This is a genomic window from Pseudomonas sp. Van50 (genome assembly GCF_055390755.1).
Map to the genome: position 1 here is coordinate 4,761,158 of NZ_AP024343.1, position 21,290 is coordinate 4,782,447.

Annotated in this window: 17 protein-coding genes and 1 pseudogene; 16 read left to right on the plus strand and 2 right to left on the minus strand. The window is 61.0% G+C overall.

All coding sequences use genetic code 11. The features are described 5' to 3' along the window. Positions 1-421: 421 nt before the first annotated feature. The 9 genes from ACZ5M5_RS20095 (at position 422) to aceA (ending at position 9,724) form a co-directional block, all read left to right on the plus strand. Positions 422-1,132, plus strand: a complete 711-nt coding sequence (locus ACZ5M5_RS20095; protein ID WP_464737882.1) for a hypothetical protein — start codon at positions 422-424, stop codon at positions 1,130-1,132. Positions 1,133-1,478: 346 nt separating this feature from the next. After that, positions 1,479-1,925 carry an NUDIX hydrolase gene (locus ACZ5M5_RS20100; protein ID WP_060741556.1) on the plus strand — a complete coding sequence of 149 codons (447 nt, stop codon included), beginning with the start codon at positions 1,479-1,481 and terminating at the stop codon, positions 1,923-1,925. 59 nt (positions 1,926-1,984) lie between these two features. Next, positions 1,985-3,109 (plus strand): tRNA 2-thiouridine(34) synthase MnmA, encoded by a 1,125-nt coding sequence (mnmA, locus tag ACZ5M5_RS20105; RefSeq protein ID WP_060741555.1) that lies wholly within the window; start codon positions 1,985-1,987, stop codon positions 3,107-3,109. Continuing rightward, positions 3,106-3,729 (plus strand): high frequency lysogenization protein HflD, encoded by a 624-nt coding sequence (hflD, locus tag ACZ5M5_RS20110; RefSeq protein WP_060741554.1) that lies wholly within the window; start codon positions 3,106-3,108, stop codon positions 3,727-3,729. The genes mnmA and hflD overlap by 4 nt, the downstream gene beginning before the upstream one ends. Before the next feature lie 169 nt (positions 3,730-3,898). Beyond that, entirely contained in the window at positions 3,899-5,269 is a 1,371-nt protein-coding gene (gene purB, locus ACZ5M5_RS20115) for an adenylosuccinate lyase (protein ID WP_060741553.1), read from the plus strand. Between the two features lie 84 nt (positions 5,270-5,353). Next, the gene (locus ACZ5M5_RS20120; protein WP_060741552.1) at positions 5,354-6,520 is read left to right on the plus strand and encodes a ribosomal protein uL16 3-hydroxylase; all 1,167 of its coding nucleotides are present in this window, start codon (positions 5,354-5,356) and stop codon (positions 6,518-6,520) included. Next, positions 6,513-6,938, plus strand: a complete 426-nt coding sequence (locus ACZ5M5_RS20125) for a GNAT family N-acetyltransferase (protein WP_060741551.1) — start codon at positions 6,513-6,515, stop codon at positions 6,936-6,938. Before ACZ5M5_RS20120 ends, ACZ5M5_RS20125 begins: the two co-directional genes overlap by 8 nt. Positions 6,939-7,180: 242 nt before the next feature. Then, on the plus strand, positions 7,181-7,942 hold the full coding sequence (locus tag ACZ5M5_RS20130; protein WP_060741550.1) for a secretin N-terminal domain-containing protein: 762 nt from the start codon (positions 7,181-7,183) through the stop codon (positions 7,940-7,942). Between the two features lie 456 nt (positions 7,943-8,398). Next, on the plus strand, positions 8,399-9,724 hold the full coding sequence (aceA, locus tag ACZ5M5_RS20135) for an isocitrate lyase (protein WP_014337679.1): 1,326 nt from the start codon (positions 8,399-8,401) through the stop codon (positions 9,722-9,724). Between the two features lie 108 nt (positions 9,725-9,832). Here aceA and ACZ5M5_RS20140 read toward each other — a convergent pair whose 3' ends face one another. Further along, positions 9,833-10,750 (minus strand): methyl-accepting chemotaxis protein, encoded by a 918-nt coding sequence (locus tag ACZ5M5_RS20140; RefSeq protein WP_464739428.1) that lies wholly within the window; start codon positions 10,748-10,750, stop codon positions 9,833-9,835. Further along, positions 10,736-11,755 (minus strand): annotated as a pseudogene (locus ACZ5M5_RS20145) (methyl-accepting chemotaxis protein); the annotation flags it as partial. The gene ACZ5M5_RS20140 and the pseudogene ACZ5M5_RS20145, both read right to left, overlap by 15 nt. 865 nt (positions 11,756-12,620) lie before the next feature. Between ACZ5M5_RS20145 and ACZ5M5_RS20150 the strand changes: the two are divergent. From ACZ5M5_RS20150 to nuoH, 7 genes are all read left to right on the plus strand, one after another. Then, positions 12,621-13,034: an NADH-quinone oxidoreductase subunit A gene (locus tag ACZ5M5_RS20150; protein ID WP_003203367.1), complete on the plus strand. Its 414-nt coding sequence runs from the start codon at positions 12,621-12,623 to the stop codon at positions 13,032-13,034. A 10-nt stretch (positions 13,035-13,044) separates the two neighbouring features. Beyond that, the gene (locus tag ACZ5M5_RS20155) at positions 13,045-13,719 is read left to right on the plus strand and encodes a NuoB/complex I 20 kDa subunit family protein (protein ID WP_030141322.1); all 675 of its coding nucleotides are present in this window, start codon (positions 13,045-13,047) and stop codon (positions 13,717-13,719) included. 72 nt (positions 13,720-13,791) lie between these two features. Further along, positions 13,792-15,576, plus strand: coding sequence for an NADH-quinone oxidoreductase subunit C/D (nuoC, locus tag ACZ5M5_RS20160; protein WP_060741548.1), 1,785 nt, complete (start codon positions 13,792-13,794; stop codon positions 15,574-15,576). 2 nt (positions 15,577-15,578) lie between these two features. Beyond that, positions 15,579-16,076, plus strand: a complete 498-nt coding sequence (nuoE, locus tag ACZ5M5_RS20165) for an NADH-quinone oxidoreductase subunit NuoE (protein ID WP_053123206.1) — start codon at positions 15,579-15,581, stop codon at positions 16,074-16,076. Then, positions 16,073-17,428, plus strand: coding sequence for an NADH-quinone oxidoreductase subunit NuoF (gene nuoF / locus ACZ5M5_RS20170; protein WP_060741547.1), 1,356 nt, complete (start codon positions 16,073-16,075; stop codon positions 17,426-17,428). Before nuoE ends, nuoF begins: the two co-directional genes overlap by 4 nt. Before the next feature lie 137 nt (positions 17,429-17,565). Beyond that, a complete protein-coding gene (nuoG, locus tag ACZ5M5_RS20175) occupies positions 17,566-20,280 on the plus strand; it encodes an NADH-quinone oxidoreductase subunit NuoG (protein WP_464737883.1) in 2,715 nt (904 codons plus the stop codon). Then, a complete protein-coding gene (nuoH, locus tag ACZ5M5_RS20180) occupies positions 20,277-21,284 on the plus strand; it encodes an NADH-quinone oxidoreductase subunit NuoH (protein ID WP_092196998.1) in 1,008 nt (335 codons plus the stop codon). The genes nuoG and nuoH overlap by 4 nt, the downstream gene beginning before the upstream one ends. Positions 21,285-21,290 lie beyond the last annotated feature (6 nt).

Below are 21,290 nucleotides of genomic sequence, written 5' to 3' on the forward strand. Positions count from 1 at the left end.
CCAGACATGCCAAGCCCTCCTGTGGGAGCACAGGCACTCTCCAACCTCTCTTGACCCACCCCCATCGGCTGCCCAGCCTGACCTTGACAGTACAATCAGACAGCCTAGCCTTAAAAACATCGTTCTAAGTACGCCCTCTTCACTGAAGGCGCATGAAGTTAAGCATGAGCGCCGAAAGCCCGGCTTGATCCAAGCACACCCTTTCAGCGTTTGTGGATGCGGGAAGTCTCGGCAAGAGAACGAGAGAGCGTCAGATCGGGCAGCACTCTGAACTGCCTACAGTTGTATCGACCTCAAGTGGAGCGAAACCGGGTTGCTCGAATCGCCTGTGTAGCGATGGCAATCCTTCTTGGTCTGAGTTTTTAACGAACGACACGCTAAAAACTCATTACCTGATTCGCATCCGTCGAGGAAGCACACCATGAAAAACAATGCGCAAATAACCCTACCCGCCCAAAGGCACTTCTCTATTGGTAACTGGAGCTTTCTGGAGCTGACAGTTTCCCCAACCCTCTATAAAAGAGACCATGACAATGAGCCCTTTGCCTATTATGAAGTGAGCAAGATCAGCTCTACGGGTGGAAGATACTCTACCGATGTTCGTACCAATGACTATGGCCAGCGATACAGCTACGCCACTGCCTCCCATGAATTGCTGTTTAAAAGCGCATCCGCCGACTACCGATTCAATGCGACCAAGTTTGGAAATCAGGTCACCTATTCCACCCACTCACCGGGCGCCTCGGTCGAAGCGTTCTATTTCATATTCGATGATTTTCTCCGCATGATCGAACTTACAATGCGCAAGCCGGGCGAACCCGCCGAGGGCAAGAGAGATGAGGCCAACAGGGAGTGCGAAGTTCAGATCAACGGCCAGATCATTCAATACTCTTCAGCAGAACCTGTGCATCCCGCCCCCCAAAAAAAGGTGTCGCAAATCGTTTTCGCAGACACCGATAAATTTTCTTTTTTATCCAACGTCAATCTCTATTTTTCGGGCTGCGATGTATACCTTGAAGAGTCCCCAGGAAAAGTAAAAAGAGTTGATCGACACGGCGAGGGCAATCCAAGTGCGGCCACCAACTACTACCTTACACCGGACAAGGGCTACCCCCCGGAATCACAAGCCTGACTATAAAAGACGGGTTTTCGGAAACAACGGCTATCGTTGAGTTCGATCACGACACGCACAATAAACAGGTCACCATGACAATTAAATCCTTTACCAGCAGACTGTGCGATATCCGAGCATTCACCTACAACGAACACCACTTTCCCAATGCGATATGCATTGCCCTTTAAGAACGTCCAAACCTTGCACGGGCCAGCATCGCTGACCAGGGAAACATGAGCATAGGCATGGACATTTGCTCGGGACGGCGATTGGTCATTCATTTAATATCGACTGACCCACCGCTATCGCGAGCAAGCTCGCTTCCACGGTGGCCCATCTTCCCTGCGAGAAATAAAGGAACCCCATGGACTGGCAACCCCACATCACCGTCGCCACCATCGTCGAGGACAACGGCCGCTTCCTGATGGTGGAAGAATCCAAGGGCGGACGCGCGGTGCTCAACCAGCCGGCCGGTCACCTGGACCCTAACGAAACGCTGATCGAAGCCGCCGTGCGCGAAACCCTGGAAGAAACCGGCTGGGACGTCGAGCCCACCGCCGTGGTAGGCATTTACCTGTACACCGCCCCCAGCAACGGCGTGACCTACCAGCGCGTCTGTTTCGCCGCCAAGGCCTTGCAACACCACCCCGAGTATCAATTGGACGATGGCATCCTTGGTGCGAAATGGCTGACCCGCGACGAATTGCTCGAGCGGCGCGAGCACTGGCGCAGCGAGCTGATCATCCGTTGCATCGACGATTATCTGGCCGGCCATTGCCACAGTCTGACGCTGATCCGTCCTTCTCTTTAGCCTTGCGCGCCCGGGCCTGATAGAATCGCGTCCTTTTTCAAGACACTCATTGAATTCCTATGCGTGATCCAGCCCCTTCTGACACACCCAAGAAGCGCGTCATTGTCGGCATGTCCGGCGGCGTGGACTCTTCCGTTTCCGCCCTTCTGCTGATCGAGCAGGGTTATGAGGTGGAAGGCCTGTTCATGAAGAACTGGGAAGAAGACGACGGAACCGAATACTGCACCGCCATGGATGACCTGGCGGACGCCCAGGCCGTGTGCGACAAGATCGGCATCAAGCTGCACACCGCCAACTTCGCCGCCGAGTACTGGGACAACGTGTTCGAGCACTTCCTGGCCGAATACAAGGCCGGTCGCACGCCGAACCCGGACATCCTGTGCAACCGCGAAATCAAGTTCAAGGCGTTCCTCGACTACGCCATGATGCTGGGCGCCGACCTGATCGCCACCGGCCACTACGTGCGCCGCCGCGACATCGATGGCCGCACCGAACTGCTCAAGGGCCTGGACCCGAACAAGGACCAGAGCTACTTCCTGCATGCCGTCGGCGGCGAGCAGATCGCCAAGACCCTGTTCCCGGTAGGCGAACTGGAAAAGCCCGAAGTGCGCGCGATTGCTGAAAAACACCAGCTCGCCACCGCCAAGAAGAAGGACTCCACCGGGATCTGCTTCATTGGCGAGCGCCGTTTCAGCGACTTCCTCAAGCAATACCTGCCAGCCCAGCCGGGCGAGATCAAGACGACCGAAGGCGAAGTCATCGGCCGCCACCATGGCCTGATGTACCACACCATCGGCCAGCGCCAGGGCCTGGGCATCGGCGGGCTGAAAGACGCCGGGGAAGAGCCGTGGTACGTGCTGGTCAAGGACCTGGAACACAACGAGTTGATCGTCGGCCAGGGCAACGACCATCCCTGGCTGTTTTCCCGCGCCCTGCTCGCCTCCGAGATCTATTGGGTCAACCCGATCGACCTCAGCGAACCACGCCGCCTGACGGCCAAGGTTCGCTACCGCCAGAGCGACCAACCCTGCACCCTGGAAAAAACCGCCACGGGCTACCGCGCCACCTTCGATGACCCGCAGCGGGCGGTCACACCCGGCCAATCCGTGGTGTTCTACGACGGCGACATCTGCCTGGGCGGCGGCGTGATCGAAGTCGCAGAGCCCTGGAGCAGCCAGGCATGAACCCAATCCAGGAACAACTGACGGCATTGGGCGGCGTGTTTCTCGCCGCCGTGCTGGTGGACAGGATCGCCAAGACCGGCCAGGCCACCGAAGCGGGCGTGGCCTGCATGCTCGGCAGCCTGCTGGTTCGCGACCCCAAGGACACCCTGGAAGTCTATGGCGGCGACGACCTGAACCTGCGCGAAGGCTATCGTGCGCTGATCGGCGCCCTGGAGCGCGATCCCAGCGCCTTGCAACGCGAACCGCTGCGCTATGCCCTGTCGATGCTGGGCCTTGAGCGCCAGTTGGCCAAGCGCGACGACCTGCTGGAGACCATCGGCAAACGCTTGCCGCAGATCCAGTCCCAGGTCGAACACTTCGGCCCGGCTCACGAAAACGTCGTCGCGGCCTGCGGTTCGCTGTACCAGGACACCCTGAGCACCTTGCGCCAGCGCATCCAGGTGCATGGCGACATGCGCAACCTGCAACAGCCAAGCAATGCCTCGAAAATCCGCGCCCTGCTGCTGGCCGGGATTCGCTCGGCACGACTTTGGCGGCAATTGGGTGGCCATCGCTGGCAACTGGTGATCAGCCGCCGCAAATTGCTGAAAGAGCTTTACCCGTTGATGCGCAACGAATAAGTCGCCTCGACCTGCTTTTTTGTGGCGAAGGCGCTTGCTCCCTCGCCACAGGTAATAAACAGTTTTAGCTTGTTACGCGTAGCACGCCGGTCAGTTGGCGACGGACCGGCACTTGTTTTCATGTATGATACGCGCCCCATTTCGTTGCCCGACTGTCCGAGAACACCCCATGCAGCTCTCTTCGCTCACTGCGGTTTCCCCTGTTGACGGCCGCTACGCCGGCAAAACCCAGGCCCTGCGCCCGATTTTCAGCGAGTACGGCCTGATCCGTGCCCGCGTCCTGGTTGAAGTGCGCTGGCTCCAGCGCCTGGCCGCCCACCCTGCCATCGGCGAAGTGCCGGCGTTTTCCGCCGAAGCCAACGCGGTGTTGAACGCGCTGGCAGAAAACTTCGTGCTGGAGCACGCCGAGCGCGTCAAAGAGATCGAGCGCACCACCAACCACGACGTCAAGGCCATCGAATACCTGCTCAAGGAGCAGGCGGCCAAGCTGCCGGAGCTGGCCAATGTCAGCGAGTTCATCCACTTTGCCTGCACCAGCGAGGACATCAACAACCTGTCCCACGCCCTGATGCTGCGCGAAGGCCGTGATGAGGTGATGCTGCCCCTGATGCGCCAGACCGCCCAGGCCATCCGCGAACTGGCGATCCGTTTCGCCGACGTGCCGATGCTGTCGCGTACCCACGGTCAACCGGCTTCGCCGACCACCCTGGGCAAGGAACTGGCAAACGTGGTCTACCGCCTGGAGCGCCAGATCGCCCAAGTGGCCGCCGTGCCGCTGCTGGGCAAGATCAACGGCGCCGTGGGCAACTACAACGCCCACCTGTCGGCCTACCCGGACATCGACTGGGAAGCCAATGCCCGCGCCTTCATCGAAGACGAGCTGGGCCTGAGCTTCAACCCGTACACCACCCAGATCGAACCGCACGACTACATCGCCGAGCTGTTCGATGCGATCGCGCGCTTCAACACCATCCTGATCGACTTCGACCGTGACATCTGGGGCTATATCTCCCTGGGCTACTTCAAGCAGCGCACCATCGCCGGAGAAATCGGTTCTTCGACCATGCCGCACAAGGTCAACCCGATCGATTTCGAAAACTCCGAAGGCAACCTGGGCATCGCCAACGCGCTGTTCCAGCACCTGGCGAGCAAACTGCCGATCTCCCGCTGGCAGCGCGACCTGACCGACTCCACCGTGCTGCGCAACCTGGGCGTGGGCTTTGCCCACAGCGTCATTGCCTACGAAGCCAGCCTCAAGGGCATCAGCAAGCTGGAACTGAACGAGCAGAAGATCGCCGCCGACCTCGACGCTTGCTGGGAAGTTCTCGCCGAGCCGATCCAGACCGTGATGCGCCGCTACAACATCGAAAACCCGTATGAAAAGCTGAAAGAGCTGACCCGTGGCAAGGGCATCAGCCCTGAAGCGCTGCAGACTTTCATCGATGGCCTGGACATGCCTGCCGCGGCCCGCGCGGAGCTGAAGAAGCTCACGCCGGCCAGCTACATCGGCAACGCGGCGGAACAAGCCAAGCGCATCTGATCCACGGCCTTACCTTTGAGACGCCCGGCCGCGCCGGGCGTTTTTATTCGCGTCTGAAAAGTATATTTTTTCAATAGGTTACACATGAATCCTGATATTCCTCTGCAACTCCTGGGCGGCATCACGGCACGGGAATTCCTGCGCGACTACTGGCAGAAAAAACCCCTGCTGATCCGTCAGGCGATTCCTGACTTCCAAAGCCCGATCGACGCCGATGAACTGGCCGGCCTGGCCCTGGAAGAAGAAGTCGAATCGCGCCTGGTGATCGAACACGGCGAGACCCCTTGGGAAATGCGTCGCGGCCCGTTCGCCGAAGACGAATTCAGCAAGTTGCCGGAGCGCGAGTGGACCCTGCTGGTGCAGGCGGTCGATCAGTTCGTACCGGAAGTCGGCGAACTGCTGGAGAACTTCCGCTTCCTGCCGAGCTGGCGCATCGACGATGTGATGATCAGCTTCGCCGCCCCCGGTGGCAGCGTGGGTCCGCATTTCGATAACTATGACGTGTTCCTGCTGCAAGGCCATGGCCAGCGCAACTGGAAAATCGGCCAGATGTGCGACTCCGAAAGCCCGCTGCTGCAGCACGCCGACCTGCGCATCCTCGCCGACTTCGAAGCCACCGACGAGTGGATCCTGGAGCCGGGCGACATGCTCTACCTGCCGCCGCGCCTGGCGCACTGCGGCGTGGCCGTGGACGACTGCATGACCTACTCCGTGGGTTTCCGTGCACCAAGCGCCGCTGAAGTGCTGACTCACTTCACCGACTTCCTGAGCCAGTTCCTGCCGGACGAAGAACGCTACACCGACGCCGACGCGCGCCCGGTGGCCGACCCGCACCAGATCCAGCAAGACGCCCTCGACCGCCTCAAGGGCCTGCTGGCCGAGCACATGAGCGACGAGCGCCTGCTGCTGACCTGGTTCGGCCAGTTCATGACCGAGCCGCGCTACCCGGAACTGGTGGTAGGCCCGGAAATGGAAGATGACGAGCTGTTGGCCGGCCTGGAGCAAGGCGCGGTGATCATCCGCAACCCAAGCGCGCGCCTGGCCTGGTCGGAAGTCGACGACGACCTGTTGCTGTTCGCCAGCGGCCAGAGCCGTTACCTGCCGGGCAAGCTGCGCGAACTGCTGAAAATGATCTGCGCCGCCGACGCCCTGCACAGCGAAAACCTCGGCCCGTGGTTGGCCGACGAAGACGGTCGCAGCCTGATCTGCGAGCTGGTCAAGCAAGGCAGCCTGGGGTTCGCCGATGAATAAAATCCACGTTCGTGTCGCAGACTGGCAAAAGGATAACGCCGAGATCCGGCGCATTCGTGAGACCGTGTTCATCGCCGAGCAGTCCGTCCCGCCCGAGCTGGAATGGGATGCCGACGACCAGGGCGCGGTGCATTTCCTGGCGTTTGAAGGCGATTTCCCCATCGGCACCGCGCGCCTGTTGACCGACGGCCACATCGGCCGTGTCTCGGTCCTCAAGGACTGGCGCGGCCTGAAGGTGGGCGATGCGTTGATGCACGCGGTGATCGCCGAAGCCGAGAAACGCGGGCTCAAGCAGCAGATGCTCAGCGCCCAGGTGCATGCCACGCCGTTCTACGAGCGGTTGGGGTTTGCAGTGGTCAGCGAGGAGTTCCTGGAAGCCGGGATTCCTCACGTGGACATGGTGCGGCGCTCGGCCTGAAACCGCAGTGCGGCCATCGCGAGCAAGCTCGCTCCCACAGGAGGCCGGCGGTGAACCCATGATTCATGTACACCTGCCCCCCATGTGGGAGCGAGCTTGCTCGCGATGAGGCCCTCAAGCCTTACCAAAAAACGCCCCGCCATCCCCCGATGCCGGGGCGTTTTGCCGTCTACCATTCAACTTGCCCCATCCGGGGCCGACAAACTGGCAATATCAAGCCTTTGTCTCGCGGAGAAATGGACATGCCTCTACGCACCCTCCTGGTCACCCTGCTGCTCGGTTGCAGCCTGTCGGTCATGGCCGATACGCAAATCGTGCCGCTGAACTACCGCACCAGCGCCGACCTGTTGCCGGTGGCGCAGAATTTCATTGGCAAGGACGGCCAGGTCAGCGCCTACGGCAACCAACTGATCGTCAACGCCGAGCCCGGCAAGATCGAAGAGCTGCGGCAATTCCTGGCCCAATTGGACACCGCGCCCAAGCGCCTGCTGATCACGGTCGACACCAACGAAAACAACCTCCAGGGCGACCAGGGTTACTCGATCAACGGCGCCGCTCCCAGCCAGACCCGCATCATCAACCGCAGCACCGCCAGCCGTGACGGCGGCGTACAGCAGGTGCAGGCCAGTGAAGGCCAGCCGGCGCTGATCCAGGTAGGCCAGAGCGTGCCATTCACTAGCAACCAGACCGACAACTACGGCCGCATGCAGAGCCAGACTGAATACCGCAACGTCACCCAGGGTTTTTATGTCACGGCCAGCGTCACCGGCGAGACCGTTCATCTGAGCATCAGCACCAATCGTGACCGCATGAGCCAGGAACGTCCCGATGTAGTGAACGTTCAGAGTACCGACACAACTGTCAGCGGACGCCTCGGCGAATGGATCACCCTGGCCGGCGTGAATCGCCAGACTCAGGCCGACAAACAAGGCCTGACCCGCAGCTACTCGACCCAGGGCCGCGACGACATGATTTTGCGGGTCAAGGTCGACACCCTGAACTGAAGCACCAAAAACTGACTGATGAGTCGTATTAGACCAAAGATGTAGTGCTATAAAAAAAGCACTACAAAACGTTTGACGAGCCAAAAAACCGAAGGCATGATGGCCTCGCTCCCGCTAATCAGGGGTCCTGGCAAGGGCCTTCGGGTCGACGCTTGCAACTATCCTGCGAGCCGATTCGTGTCTGTACCGCCCACAAGGTGTGTTTGACGAGGTTGCGACTGGAACGAAGTTGTCCCGAGGGACGGAAGCGTAACTAGGTAACCCGGCATCACTCTGAGTTCGTATTAAAGGCCCACGACGCCCGAATGCGCCCGCAGTTCGCCCCTACCTGCTCACTTTCCCCTCGAGCCCATCGTTCATCCCGTCGCCACCTCGCCTGAACCGACTTGTACGCCAACCCCTGGTCGGCAGGAGCAGGAATTTTCCACCAAGACCTATGCGACGAGGTTTATCTCCATGGCACTGACACGCGAACAGCAAATTGCAGCCCTTGAAAAAGACTGGGCTGAAAACCCGCGCTGGAAAGGCGTGAAGCGCAATTATTCCGCTGCTGACGTCGTCCGTCTGCGTGGCTCGGTTCAACCTGAGCACACCTTTGCGAAAATGGGCGCCGAGAAGCTGTGGAACCTGGTCACCCAGGGCGCCAAGCCAGCCTTCCGTCCCGAGAAAGATTTCGTCAACTGCATGGGCGCCCTGACCGGCGGCCAGGCTGTACAGCAAGTCAAGGCGGGCATCCAGGCGATCTACCTGTCGGGCTGGCAAGTGGCTGCGGACAACAACTCCGCCGAGTCGATGTACCCCGACCAGTCGCTGTACCCGGTGGATTCGGTTCCAACCGTGGTCAAGCGCATCAACAACTCGTTCCGTCGCGCCGACCAGATCCAGTGGAAAGCCGGCAAGAACCCGGGCGACGAAGGCTACATCGACTACTTCGCACCGATCGTGGCTGACGCCGAAGCCGGTTTCGGCGGCGTCCTGAACGCCTACGAGCTGATGAAGAGCATGATCGAAGCAGGCGCCGCCGGCGTTCACTTCGAAGACCAACTGGCCTCGGTGAAAAAATGCGGCCACATGGGCGGCAAGGTTCTGGTTCCAACCCAGGAAGCCGTGCAGAAGCTGACGGCTGCCCGCCTGGCCGCCGACGTTGCCGGTGTACCGACCATCATCCTGGCCCGTACCGACGCCAACGCCGCTGACCTGCTGACCTCCGACTGCGACCCGTACGACCAGCCGTTCGTGACCGGTACCCGCACCCAGGAAGGCTTCTACAAGGTGCGTGCCGGTCTCGACCAGGCCATCGCCCGTGGCCTGGCCTACGCGCCGTACGCCGACCTGATCTGGTGCGAAACCGCCAAGCCGGACCTGGACGAAGCCCGTCGCTTCGCCGAAGCGATCAAGAAGGAATACCCGGACCAACTGCTGTCGTACAACTGCTCGCCTTCCTTCAACTGGAAGAAAAACCTGGACGACGCGACCATCGCCAAGTTCCAGCGCGAACTGTCCGCCATGGGCTACAAGCACCAGTTCATCACCCTGGCCGGCATTCACAACATGTGGCACAGCATGTTCAACCTGGCGCACGACTACGCCCGCAACGACATGACCGCCTACGTGAAACTGCAAGAGCAGGAGTTCGCCGACGCCGCCAAGGGCTACACCTTCGTGGCTCACCAGCAGGAAGTGGGCACCGGTTACTTCGACGACATGACCACCGTGATCCAGGGCGGCACTTCGTCGGTGACCGCACTGACCGGCTCCACCGAAGAAGAACAGTTCCACTGATTCACACGCTTGCCTCGAGTAAGCGGCCCTTGCGGACCGGATAAAAACTAACCGCAAAGCCGACGATCTGAAGCCCCGACTGGTTCGGGGCTTTTTTTTCGCCGGTTTTTACACTTTGAAGTGACTGACCAGTTGCTGCAACTGGTTACCCAGGCGCGCCAGCTCGATGCTGGAAGCGGCGGTTTCTTCGCTGGCCGAGGCGGTCTGTTCGGATACATCGCGCACGCTCAGAATACTGCGGCTGATGTCCTCGGCCACCGAACTTTGTTGCACCGCAGCAGCGGCAATCTGCTGGTTCATGGCCTGGATGCCGGAAACCGCCTGGGTGATGTTGCCCAGGGAGATGCCGGCCTTGCCGGCCAATTCCACGCTGCTGTCGGTCAGCTCACGGCTGTTTCGCATGATGCTCGACACCTGGCGCGTGCCGTTCTGCAAGCCCGCCACCAGGCTTTCGATCTCTTCGGTGGAATGCTGGGTACGCTGGGCCAGGCCCCGCACTTCGTCGGCGACCACGGCAAAACCGCGCCCGGCGTCACCCGCGCGAGCGGCCTCGATGGCGGCGTTAAGGGCCAGCAAGTTGGTCTGCTCAGCCACCGCCTTGATCACGTCCATGATCTTGCCGATGCGCGCGCTTTCTTGTTCCAACTCACCCATGGCGTCGACGGAGCGCCCGACTTCGCCGGCCAAGCGCTCGATCTGAACGATGGCCTGGGCGACCACCTGGTCGCCGATACGGGCCTGCGCATCGGCCTCTGACGCGACTGCGCAAGCCTGTTCGGCATTACGCGCGACTTCATGCACGGTGGCCGACATTTCCTGCATGGCGGTGGCTACCTGGTCGGTCTCGGTCTTCTGGCTATTGACCCCGGCACTGGTCTGCTCGGTGACCGCCGATAACTCTTCGGCGGCGCTGGCGATTTGGGTGACGCCATCGCGGATGCCACCGATCAGCTCGCGCAACGTGGTGCCCATGCGCTGGATACCTTGCTGCAGGACACCCAGTTCATCACCACGGGTCACGACCATGTCTTGGGTGAGGTCGCCTGCTGCAATGCGATCGACCACAGCCAATGTGTCCTGCAATGGCCGCGTAATCTGGCGAGTGATGACCATGGCCGCAAGAATCCCCAACAACATCGCCAAAGCAGTGCAGCTCAACTGCAGGATGCGGGCCTGAGCGCTGTCTTCGTCACGGGAGGTCAGTTGGCTGGCATACATTTCCTCAGTCAGACGGGTGATGGTGTCACCCGAATCGATGGTGTCCTGCACAGCCTTGCCAATGGCCTGGTTACTGGCGGTGAAGTTCTGCACCGACTGGCGGTAAGCAATCAGTGCGGTTTCCAGCTGCTTGATGGTGTCGGCATAGCTCGGGCCGAAAGCACTATTAAGGGTTTCGATACCCTTGAGCGCATTTTCGAGCTGGCGGGTGGCGGCTTGTTCGGTGGCACTGTTGGGGTTGCCGGTGTAGCCCCGCACTTCATAACGCACCAGAGCCACGTCCTCCTTGGCCTTGAGGATGATCCTGTACAACTCGAAACGGCGCTCATCCGAGGCAGGCATTGCTTCTACGTCATTGATGACCTTGGCAATCAGCGCGGCGCCCTTGACCGCATTGACGCCCATCTCCTTGCGCATGGCCGCGTCATTGCGATAAGCCTCGCGCATCGTATTCAGTGCCACCTGATACTGCTTGCTGGCCTGCTCGATCAGCGCAAGCTTTTTCAGGTTGTCAGGCTTTCTCAACTCGTTCGCAAGGCTTTTCTGCTTGGCGACAAACTGCTCCAACGACGCCTGGATCAATGCCCCCTTTTGCTCATCGCCCTTGTCCAGCTGGTATTGCAAGCGAGCCCTGCGCAGGTGATCGAGGCGGTCGCCGAGTTCGGTAATGCTGGTCATTCGATCAGTACGCTCGACCATTTTTCCCAGGCTGAACCAGCCGCTCGCGGCCAGGATAGCGGTCAGCAGCAGCACAACGGCAAAGCCCAAAGCCAACTTGAGCATAACGCTCATATTCGCGAACCAAGAATTCATGACATTCCTTTGGTAATCAGCCGCGAGCGATGGGAACTGACGCAGCTATCTATGGAGGGGGAGCGATTTTCTAATCAATATTGATATAGATGATTAGATGAGCGAGCGGCAAAGATAGCTATTTGCCATCAATCCTTCAAGGCTCTAGGCCAGGCCTCTTGCCGATTTTTTGCTGGCACGGCGGTTTCGTTGGACGCTCCAATGCCCCGGGCGCAGTTTCTGGATGGGCTCGGCTGAGCGACCTCGATCTGATGGCCGAGGTTTTTTTACCCGTTTTCTTTGAAGCCACCTACGCTGTAAGAGCAAGCCTGCACCTGTGGAAGCCAGGCTTGGCTGCGATGAACGACAAGGCGGTCTGCCTCGGGACCGCATTGCCGACATCGCGAGCAAGCCTGGCTCCCACGGGAGCAGTCCCTCATGCAGATCCACCCCTCACCGAGCCCTTCCCTTCGATGCGCCGATAGAAAAATTGATCGAACGCAGTATTGGGCAGTCCGAAAAGGAGTAAAACGTCCGACGCTGACAATTGCAGTAGCGACGATTAAGACAGCTTCTCAGACACGACACTAAGTGCACTGTAGAAAAGGCCGGCACAGATAATAATAATTATCATTTGAAAGTCGTTATCATTGTTACATTCCGCACGAAATATTATTGATGAATAACCGGCCAACGCCCACGGGGCCGGGGCCGCAGGGTCCTGGAGGCGCGCTATGTCCTTATTCCAATAAATAATTTCGCTATAGGAATTTTACTTGCCCGGTGTTTAGCCATAAAATCACCGCGATTGATTGCTGCGACATATCGTCACTGCGTTATTTCATTCAAGCTCAGAGACCTTTGCTCTCTGTTAAGGATTTCCAGCATGTCCGAAGCGACAGGACTCATGGCCCACAACTGGGGCTTTGCCATTTTCCTTCTGGGCGTTGTTGGCCTGTGTGCTTTCATGCTCGGTGTGTCGAGCCTGCTTGGGTCAAAAGCCTGGGGCCGCAGCAAAAATGAACCGTTCGAGTCCGGCATGCTGCCTACCGGTGGCGCCCGCTTGCGGCTCTCAGCCAAATTCTATCTGGTCGCGATGCTGTTCGTGATCTTCGATATCGAAGCCCTCTTTCTCTTTGCATGGTCTGTGTCCGTCCGCGAAAGCGGCTGGACCGGATTCGTCGAAGCTCTCGTTTTCATAGCAATTCTGTTGGCAGGTCTTGTCTACCTTTACCGGGTGGGGGCACTTGATTGGGCTCCGGAAGCTCGGCGCAAGCGGCAAGCGAAGCTGAAACAATGAGGCTTTGGCAATGCAATACAATCTCACCAGGATCGACCCCGATGCTCCTAACGAGCAGTATCCGATTGGCAAGCGGGAAACCGTCGCCGATCCGTTAGAAGATCAAGTCCACAAAAACATCTTCATGGGCAAGCTCGAAGACGTGCTGAACAGCACGGTCAACTGGGGTCGCAAGAACTCCCTGTGGCCGTACAACTTCGGCCTTTCGTGCTGCTACGTGGAAATGACCACCGCCTTCACGGCGCCCCACGACATCGCGCGCTTTGGCGCCGAGGTGATCCGGGCATCGCCGCGCCAGGCGGATTTCATGGTTATCGCCGGTACCTGCTTCATCAAGATGGCGCCGATCATCCAGCGTCTCTACGAGCAAATGCTCGAGCCCAAGTGGGTCATCTCCATGGGTTCGTGCGCCAACTCCGGTGGCATGTACGACATCTACTCTGTCGTTCAAGGGGTGGACAAGTTCCTGCCCGTGGACGTCTACGTGCCCGGCTGCCCGCCTCGCCCTGAAGCTTTCCTGCAAGGCTTGATGCTGTTGCAGGAGTCGATTGGCCAGGAGCGTCGCCCACTGTCCTGGGTCGTTGGCGATCAAGGCGTCTATCGCGCCGAGATGCCGTCGCAAAAGGAACAGCGCCGCGAACAGCGTATCGCAGTCACCAACCTGCGCAGCCCCGACGAAGTCTGATCCAGCTCTGCTCTGTACAAGAAACGAGAACCTGGCTTCATTCTTTACGTTGACCGAAAGCGATAAATAACCATGACTACAGGCAGTGCTCTGTACATCCCGCCTTACAAGGCAGACGACCAGGATGTGGTCGTCGAACTGAACAACCGTTTTGGCCCCGAGGCGTTCACCGCCCAGCCGACCCGTACCGGCATGCCGGTGCTTTGGGTCGCCCGCGCCAAACTCGTCGAAGTCCTGACTTTCCTGCGCAACCTGCCCAAGCCGTACGTCATGCTCTATGACCTGCACGGCGTGGACGAGCGCCTGCGCACCAAGCGTCAAGGGCTGCCCGACGGCGTCGACTTCACCGTGTTCTATCACTTGATGTCGATCGAGCGTAATAGTGACGTCATGATCAAGGTCGCCTTGTCCGAGAGCGACCTCAGCGTGCCGACCGTGACCGGCATCTGGCCGAACGCCAACTGGTACGAGCGTGAAGTGTGGGACATGTACGGGATCGACTTCCCCGGCCACCCGCACCTGACCCGCATCATGATGCCGCCGACCTGGGAAGGTCACCCGCTGCGCAAGGACTTCCCGGCCCGTGCCACCGAGTTCGACCCGTTCAGCCTGTCCCTGGCCAAGCAACAGCTCGAGGAAGAAGCCGCGCGCTTCAAGCCTGAAGACTGGGGCATGAAGCGTTCGGGCGCCAACGAGGACTACATGTTCCTCAACCTGGGCCCGAACCACCCTTCGGCCCACGGTGCGTTCCGCATCATCCTGCAACTGGACGGCGAAGAGATCGTCGACTGCGTGCCGGACATTGGCTACCACCACCGTGGCGCCGAGAAAATGGCCGAGCGCCAGTCCTGGCACAGCTTCATCCCGTACACCGACCGTATCGACTACCTCGGCGGCGTGATGAACAACCTGCCGTACGTACTGTCGGTGGAGAAACTGGCCGGGATCAAGGTCCCGGAGAAGGTCGACGTCATCCGCATCATGATGGCCGAGTTCTTCCGCATCACCAGCCACCTGCTGTTCCTGGGTACCTATATCCAGGACGTGGGGGCGATGACGCCGGTGTTCTTCACCTTCACCGACCGCCAGAAGGCCTACACGGTGATCGAAGCCATCACCGGTTTCCGCCTGCACCCGGCCTGGTACCGCATCGGTGGCGTGGCCCACGACCTGCCGCGCGGCTGGGAAAAGCTGGTCAAGGACTTCGTCGAGTGGATGCCCAAGCGCCTGGACGAATACACCAAGGCCGCCCTGCAGAACAGCATCCTCAAGGGTCGTACCATCGGGGTCGCCGCCTACAACACCAAGGAGGCCCTGGAATGGGGCGTCACCGGTGCCGGCCTGCGTTCCACCGGTTGCGACTTCGACCTGCGCAAGGCGCGCCCCTACTCCGGCTACGAAAACTTCGAATTCGAAGTACCGCTGGCGGCCAACGGTGACGCCTATGACCGCTGCATGGTTCGTGTCGAGGAAATGCGCCAGAGCATCAAGATCATCGACCAATGCCTGCGCAACATGCCGGAAGGCCCGTACAAGGCGGATCACCCGCTGACCACGCCGCCGCCCAAAGAGCGCACGCTGCAGCACATCGAGACCCTGATCACGCACTTCCTGCAGGTTTCGTGGGGCCCGGTCATGCCGGCCAACGAGTCCTTCCAGATGATCGAAGCGACCAAGGGCATCAACAGTTATTACCTGACGAGCGACGGCGGCACCATGAGCTACCGCACCCGGATTCGCACCCCAAGCTACCCGCACCTGCAGCAGATCCCTTCGGTGATCAAAGGCAGCATGGTCGCGGACTTGATCGCGTACCTGGGTAGTATCGATTTCGTTATGGCCGACGTGGACCGCTAAGCATGAACAGCACGCTTATCCAGACTGACCGTTTCGCCCTGAGCGAAACCGAGCGCTCGGCCATCGAGCACGAGTTGCATCACTACGAAGACCCGCGCGCGGCGTCGATCGAAGCCCTGAAGATCGTCCAGAAGGAACGTGGCTGGGTGCCCGACGGCGCGCTCTACGCCATCGGCGAGATCCTCGGCATCCCGGCCAGCGACGTCGAAGGCGTCGCCACTTTCTACAGCCAGATTTTCCGCCAGCCAGTGGGCCGTCACATCATTCGCGTCTGCGACAGCATGGTCTGCTACATCGGCGGCCACGAATCGGTGGTCGGCGAGCTCCAGAGCAAGCTGGGCATCGGCCTGGGCCAGACCACCGCCGACGGCCGCTTCACCCTGCTGCCGGTGTGCTGCCTGGGCAACTGCGACAAGGCACCGGCGCTGATGATCGACGACGACACCTTCGGTGACGTCCAGCCTGATGGCGTCGCCAAACTGCTGGAGGGCTACGTATGACCCTGACTTCCTTCGGGCCCGCCAACCGCATCCAGCGTTCGGCCGAAACCCATCCCCTGACCTGGCGTCTGCGTGACGACGGCGAAGCGGTGTGGCTGGACGAGTACCAGGCCAAGAACGGCTACGCCGCCGCGCGCAAGGCGTTCACCGACATGGCCCAGGACGACATCGTCCAGACCGTGAAGGATTCCGGCCTTAAAGGTCGTGGCGGCGCGGGCTTCCCCACGGGCGTGAAGTGGGGCCTGATGCCCAAGGACGAATCCATCAACATCCGCTACCTGCTGTGCAACGCGGATGAAATGGAACCCAACACCTGGAAGGACCGCATGCTGATGGAGCAACTGCCCCATCTGCTGATCGAAGGCATGCTGATCAGCGCCCGTGCGCTGAAGACCTACCGTGGCTACATCTTCCTGCGCGGCGAATACACCACCGCCGCCAAGCACCTGAACCGTGCCGTGGAAGAAGCCAAGGCCGCGGGCCTGCTGGGCAAGAACATCCTGGGCAGCGGCTTCGATTTCGAGCTGTTCGTCCACACCGGCGCCGGGCGCTACATCTGCGGTGAAGAAACCGCGCTGATCAACTCCCTGGAAGGCCGCCGCGCCAACCCACGCTCCAAGCCGCCCTTCCCTGCCGCCGTGGGCGTGTGGGGCAAGCCGACCTGCGTGAACAACGTCGAGACCCTGTGCAACGTGCCGGCGATCATTGCCGACGGCGTGGACTGGTACAAATCCCTGGCCCGCGACGGCAGCGAAGACATGGGCACCAAGCTCATGGGCTTCTCCGGCAAGGTCAAGAACCCTGGCCTGTGGGAACTGCCGTTCGGCATCACCGGCCGCGAGCTGTTCGAAGACTACGCCGGCGGCATGCGCGACGGCTACACGCTCAAGTGCTGGCAGCCCGGCGGCGCCGGTACCGGTTTCCTGTTGCCGGAACACCTGGACGCACAAATGTACGCCGGCGGCATCGCCAAGGTGGGCACCCGCATGGGTACCGGCCTGGCCATGGCGGTGGACGACAGCGTCAACATGGTGTCGCTGCTGCGCAACATGGAAGAGTTCTTCTCCCGTGAGTCGTGCGGTTTCTGCACCCCTTGCCGCGATGGCCTGCCGTGGAGCGTCAAGCTGCTGCGGGCCATTGAAAACGGCGAAGGCCAGGCCGGCGACATCGAGACCCTGCTGGGTCTGGTGGGTTTCCTCGGCCCAGGCAAGACCTTCTGTGCTCACGCACCGGGTGCCGTGGAACCGTTGGGCAGCGCCATCAAATACTTCCGTCCAGAGTTCGAAGCCGGCATCGCGCCCACCAGCGCCGTCGTCCCGCCTCTGGCAAAGCCGATCGTAGTCGGCGCGTAAACGCTTAAAAAGGCGAAGGGTCCGTGCCCTTCGTCTTCTCGTGTGATGACGCCGTAAGCGGCTGTGTTGATTCACGCGAACAACAAGATTCCATTAGCCACGCCCGCTGACACCGGGCCAACGAAGAACTTTGAACCATGGCCACTATCCACGTAGACGGCAAAGAGCTCGAAGTCGATGGCGCAGACAACCTGTTACAGGCATGTCTGTCGCTGGGCCTCGACATTCCTTATTTCTGCTGGCACCCCGCCCTTGGCAGCGTTGGCGCTTGTCGCCAGTGCGCGGTCAAGCAGTACACCGACGAAAACGACAAGCGTGGTCGGATCGTCATGTCCTGCATGACCCCCGCCACCGACGGCAGCTGGATCTCCATCGACGACGAAGAAGCGAAAGTGTTTCGCGCCAGCGTCGTCGAATGGCTGATGACCAACCACCCTCACGACTGCCCGGTCTGTGAGGAAGGCGGCCACTGCCACCTGCAAGACATGACCGTGATGACCGGCCACAACGAGCGCCGTTATCGCTTCACCAAGCGCACCCACCAGAACCAGCAACTGGGCCCGTTCATCTCCCACGAGATGAACCGCTGCATCGCCTGCTACCGCTGTGTGCGTTTCTACAAGGACTACGCCGGCGGCACCGACCTGGGCGTGTTCGGTGCCCACGACAACGTGTACTTCGGTCGCGTCGAAGACGGCACCCTGGAAAGCGAGTTCTCCGGCAACCTCACCGAGGTCTGCCCGACCGGTGTGTTCACCGACAAGACTCACTCCGAACGCTACAACCGCAAGTGGGACATGCAGTTCTCGCCGAGCATCTGCCATGGCTGCTCCAGCGGCTGCAACATTTCCCCGGGCGAGCGCTACGGTGAACTGCGGCGCATCGAAAACCGCTTCAACGGTTCGGTCAACCAGTACTTCCTGTGTGACCGTGGCCGTTTCGGCTATGGCTACGTCAACCGCACGGATCGCCCACGCCAACCGCTGCTGGCGGGCGGCGCCAAGCTGAGCCTGGACGAAGCGCTGGACAAGGCCGCCGAGCTGCTGCGCGGGCGCAACATCGTCGGCATCGGTTCGCCACGGGCCAGCCTGGAAAGCAACTACGCCCTGCGTGAACTGGTCGGCGCCGAGCACTTCTACAGTGGCATCGAAGCCGGCGAGCTGGAACGCATCCGCCTGGTGCTGCAAGTGCTCAAGGACAGCCCGCTGCCGGTGCCGACGATGCGCGACATCGAAGACCACGACGCGGTGTTCGTCCTTGGCGAAGACCTGACCCAGACCGCCGCCCGCATGGCCCTGGCCCTGCGCCAATCGGTCAAGGGCAAGGCCGAGGACATGGCCGACGCCATGCGCGTGCAGCCATGGCTCGACGCCGCCGTGAAGAACATCGGCCAGCACGCGCTGAACCCGCTGTTCATCGCCAGCCTCGCTGAAACCAAGCTCGACGACGTCGCCGAAGAATGCGTCCACGCCGCGCCCGACGACCTGGCCCGCATCGGTTTCGCCGTGGCCCACGCCCTGGACGCCAGCGCCCCGGCCGTCGACGGCCTGGACAGCGAAGCGGCCGCCCTGGCCCAACGCATCGCCGACGCCCTGCTGGCGGCCAAGCGCCCATTGATCATCGCCGGCACCTCCCTGGGTTCCAAGGCCTTGATCGAAGCCGCCGCCAACATCGCCAAGGCCTTGAAGCTGCGCGAGAAGAACGGTTCCCTCAGCCTGATCGTGCCGGAAGCCAACAGCCTCGGCCTGGCCATGCTCGGTGGCGAATCGGTGGACGCGGCCCTGCAAGCGGTGATCGACGGCAGTGCCGACGCCATCGTCGTGCTGGAAAACGATCTCTACACTCGCACCGACAAAGCCCGGGTGGATGCTGCCCTGAACGCCGCGAAAGTGGTGATCGTCGCCGACCATCAGAAAACCGCCACCACCGACCGTGCCCACCTGGTGCTGCCGGCGGCGAGCTTCGCCGAAGGCGACGGTACGCTGGTCAGCCAGGAAGGCCGCGCCCAGCGCTTCTTCCAGGTGTTCGACCCGACTTACCTGGACGCCAGCATCCTGGTCCACGAAGGCTGGCGCTGGCTGCATGCCCTGCGCGCCACCCTGCTGGACCAGCCGATCGACTGGACGCAACTGGACCACGTCACCGCCGCCGTCGCTTCGAGCAGCCCGCAACTGGCTCGCATCGTCGATGCCGCGCCATCGGCCTCGTTCCGCATCAAGGGCCTGAAACTGGCGCGCGAACCGCTGCGCTACTCCGGTCGCACCGCCATGCGCGCCGACATCAGCGTCCACGAACCACGGACCTCCCAGGACAACGACACTGCGTTCTCGTTCTCCATGGAAGGCTACTCGGGCTCCACCGAACCGCGCTCGCAAGTGCCGTTCGCCTGGTCCCCGGGCTGGAACTCGCCGCAAGCCTGGAACAAGTTCCAGGACGAAGTCGGTGGTCACCTGCGTGCTGGCGACCCGGGCACTCGCCTGATCGAAAGCCAGGGCGATGGCCTGAGCTGGTTCGCCAGCGTGCCACGCGCCTTCAACCCGGCACCGGGCACCTGGCAGGTCGTGCCGTTCCATCACCTGTTCGGCAGCGAAGAGAACTCTTCCAAGGCCGCACCGGTGCAGGAACGCATCCCGGATGCCTACGTGGCGCTGGCCAAGTCCGAAGCCGACCGCCTGGGCGTCAACGATGGTGCCCTGCTGAGCCTGAACGTGGCCGGCCAGACCCTGCGTCTGCCGCTGCGCATCAATGAAGAACTGGGCGCCGGCCTGGTGGCCCTGCCGGCCGGTTTGGCGGGTATTCCACCGGCGATATTCGGCAAAACCGTCGACGGTCTGCAGGAGGCAGCGCAATGAGCTGGTTCACCCCTGAAGTGATCGATGTGATCCTGACGGTCCTCAAGGCCATCGTGATCCTGCTGGCCGTGGTGGTCTGCGGCGCGTTGCTGAGCTTCGTCGAACGTCGCCTGCTGGGCTGGTGGCAGGACCGCTACGGTCCGAACCGCGTCGGCCCGTTCGGCATGTTCCAGATCGCCGCCGACATGATCAAGATGTTCTTCAAGGAAGACTGGACACCGCCGTTTGCCGACAAGGTGATCTTCACCCTGGCACCGGTCGTGGCCATGAGCGCCTTGCTGATCGCCTTCGCGATCATCCCGATCACCCCGACCTGGGGCGTGGCGGACCTGAACATCGGCCTGTTGTTCTTCTTCGCCATGGCCGGCCTGTCGGTCTACGCGGTGCTGTTCGCCGGCTGGTCGAGCAACAACAAGTTCGCCCTGCTGGGCAGCCTGCGGGCCTCGGCCCAGACCGTGTCCTACGAAGTGTTCATGGGCCTGGCGCTCATGGGCATCGTGATCCAGGCCGGCTCGTTCAACATGCGCGACATCGTCGAGTACCAGGCCCAGAACCTGTGGTTCATCATTCCGCAGTTCTTCGGTTTCTGTACCTTCTTCATCGCTGGCGTGGCCGTGACTCACCGTCACCCCTTCGACCAGCCGGAAGCGGAACAGGAACTGGCCGACGGTTACCACATTGAATATGCCGGCATGAAATGGGGCATGTTCTTCGTCGGTGAATACATCGGCATCATCCTGATCTCGGCGCTGCTGGTGACGCTGTTCTTCGGTGGCTGGCACGGTCCGTTCGGCATCCTGCCGCAACTGTCCTTCGTCTGGTTCGCCCTGAAGACCGCGTTCTTCATCATGCTGTTCGTCCTGCTGCGCGCCTCGATCCCGCGCCCACGCTACGACCAGGTGATGGACTTCAGCTGGAAATTCTGCCTGCCGCTGACCCTGATCAACATGCTGGTGACCGCTGCGATCGTTTTGATGAACGCGCCTGCGGCCGCGGTTCAGTGAGGATTT

Excerpts from the sequence above, each read along its gene's own strand:
- ACZ5M5_RS20095 (WP_464737882.1), top strand. The coding sequence starts at position 422 with ATGAAAAACAATGCGCAAATAACCCTACCCGCCCAAAGGCACTTCTCT.
- ACZ5M5_RS20100 (WP_060741556.1), top strand. The coding sequence starts at position 1,479 with ATGGACTGGCAACCCCACATCACCGTCGCCACCATCGTCGAGGACAAC.
- mnmA (WP_060741555.1), top strand. The coding sequence starts at position 1,985 with ATGCGTGATCCAGCCCCTTCTGACACACCCAAGAAGCGCGTCATTGTC.
- hflD (WP_060741554.1), top strand. The coding sequence starts at position 3,106 with ATGAACCCAATCCAGGAACAACTGACGGCATTGGGCGGCGTGTTTCTC.
- purB (WP_060741553.1), top strand. The coding sequence starts at position 3,899 with ATGCAGCTCTCTTCGCTCACTGCGGTTTCCCCTGTTGACGGCCGCTAC.
- ACZ5M5_RS20120 (WP_060741552.1), top strand. The coding sequence starts at position 5,354 with ATGAATCCTGATATTCCTCTGCAACTCCTGGGCGGCATCACGGCACGG.
- ACZ5M5_RS20125 (WP_060741551.1), top strand. The coding sequence starts at position 6,513 with ATGAATAAAATCCACGTTCGTGTCGCAGACTGGCAAAAGGATAACGCC.
- ACZ5M5_RS20130 (WP_060741550.1), top strand. The coding sequence starts at position 7,181 with ATGCCTCTACGCACCCTCCTGGTCACCCTGCTGCTCGGTTGCAGCCTG.
- aceA (WP_014337679.1), top strand. The coding sequence starts at position 8,399 with ATGGCACTGACACGCGAACAGCAAATTGCAGCCCTTGAAAAAGACTGG.
- ACZ5M5_RS20140 (WP_464739428.1), bottom strand. The coding sequence starts at position 10,750 with ATGGTCGTGACCCGTGGTGATGAACTGGGTGTCCTGCAGCAAGGTATC.
- ACZ5M5_RS20150 (WP_003203367.1), top strand. The coding sequence starts at position 12,621 with ATGTCCGAAGCGACAGGACTCATGGCCCACAACTGGGGCTTTGCCATT.
- ACZ5M5_RS20155 (WP_030141322.1), top strand. The coding sequence starts at position 13,045 with ATGCAATACAATCTCACCAGGATCGACCCCGATGCTCCTAACGAGCAG.
- nuoC (WP_060741548.1), top strand. The coding sequence starts at position 13,792 with ATGACTACAGGCAGTGCTCTGTACATCCCGCCTTACAAGGCAGACGAC.
- nuoE (WP_053123206.1), top strand. The coding sequence starts at position 15,579 with ATGAACAGCACGCTTATCCAGACTGACCGTTTCGCCCTGAGCGAAACC.
- nuoF (WP_060741547.1), top strand. The coding sequence starts at position 16,073 with ATGACCCTGACTTCCTTCGGGCCCGCCAACCGCATCCAGCGTTCGGCC.
- nuoG (WP_464737883.1), top strand. The coding sequence starts at position 17,566 with ATGGCCACTATCCACGTAGACGGCAAAGAGCTCGAAGTCGATGGCGCA.
- nuoH (WP_092196998.1), top strand. The coding sequence starts at position 20,277 with ATGAGCTGGTTCACCCCTGAAGTGATCGATGTGATCCTGACGGTCCTC.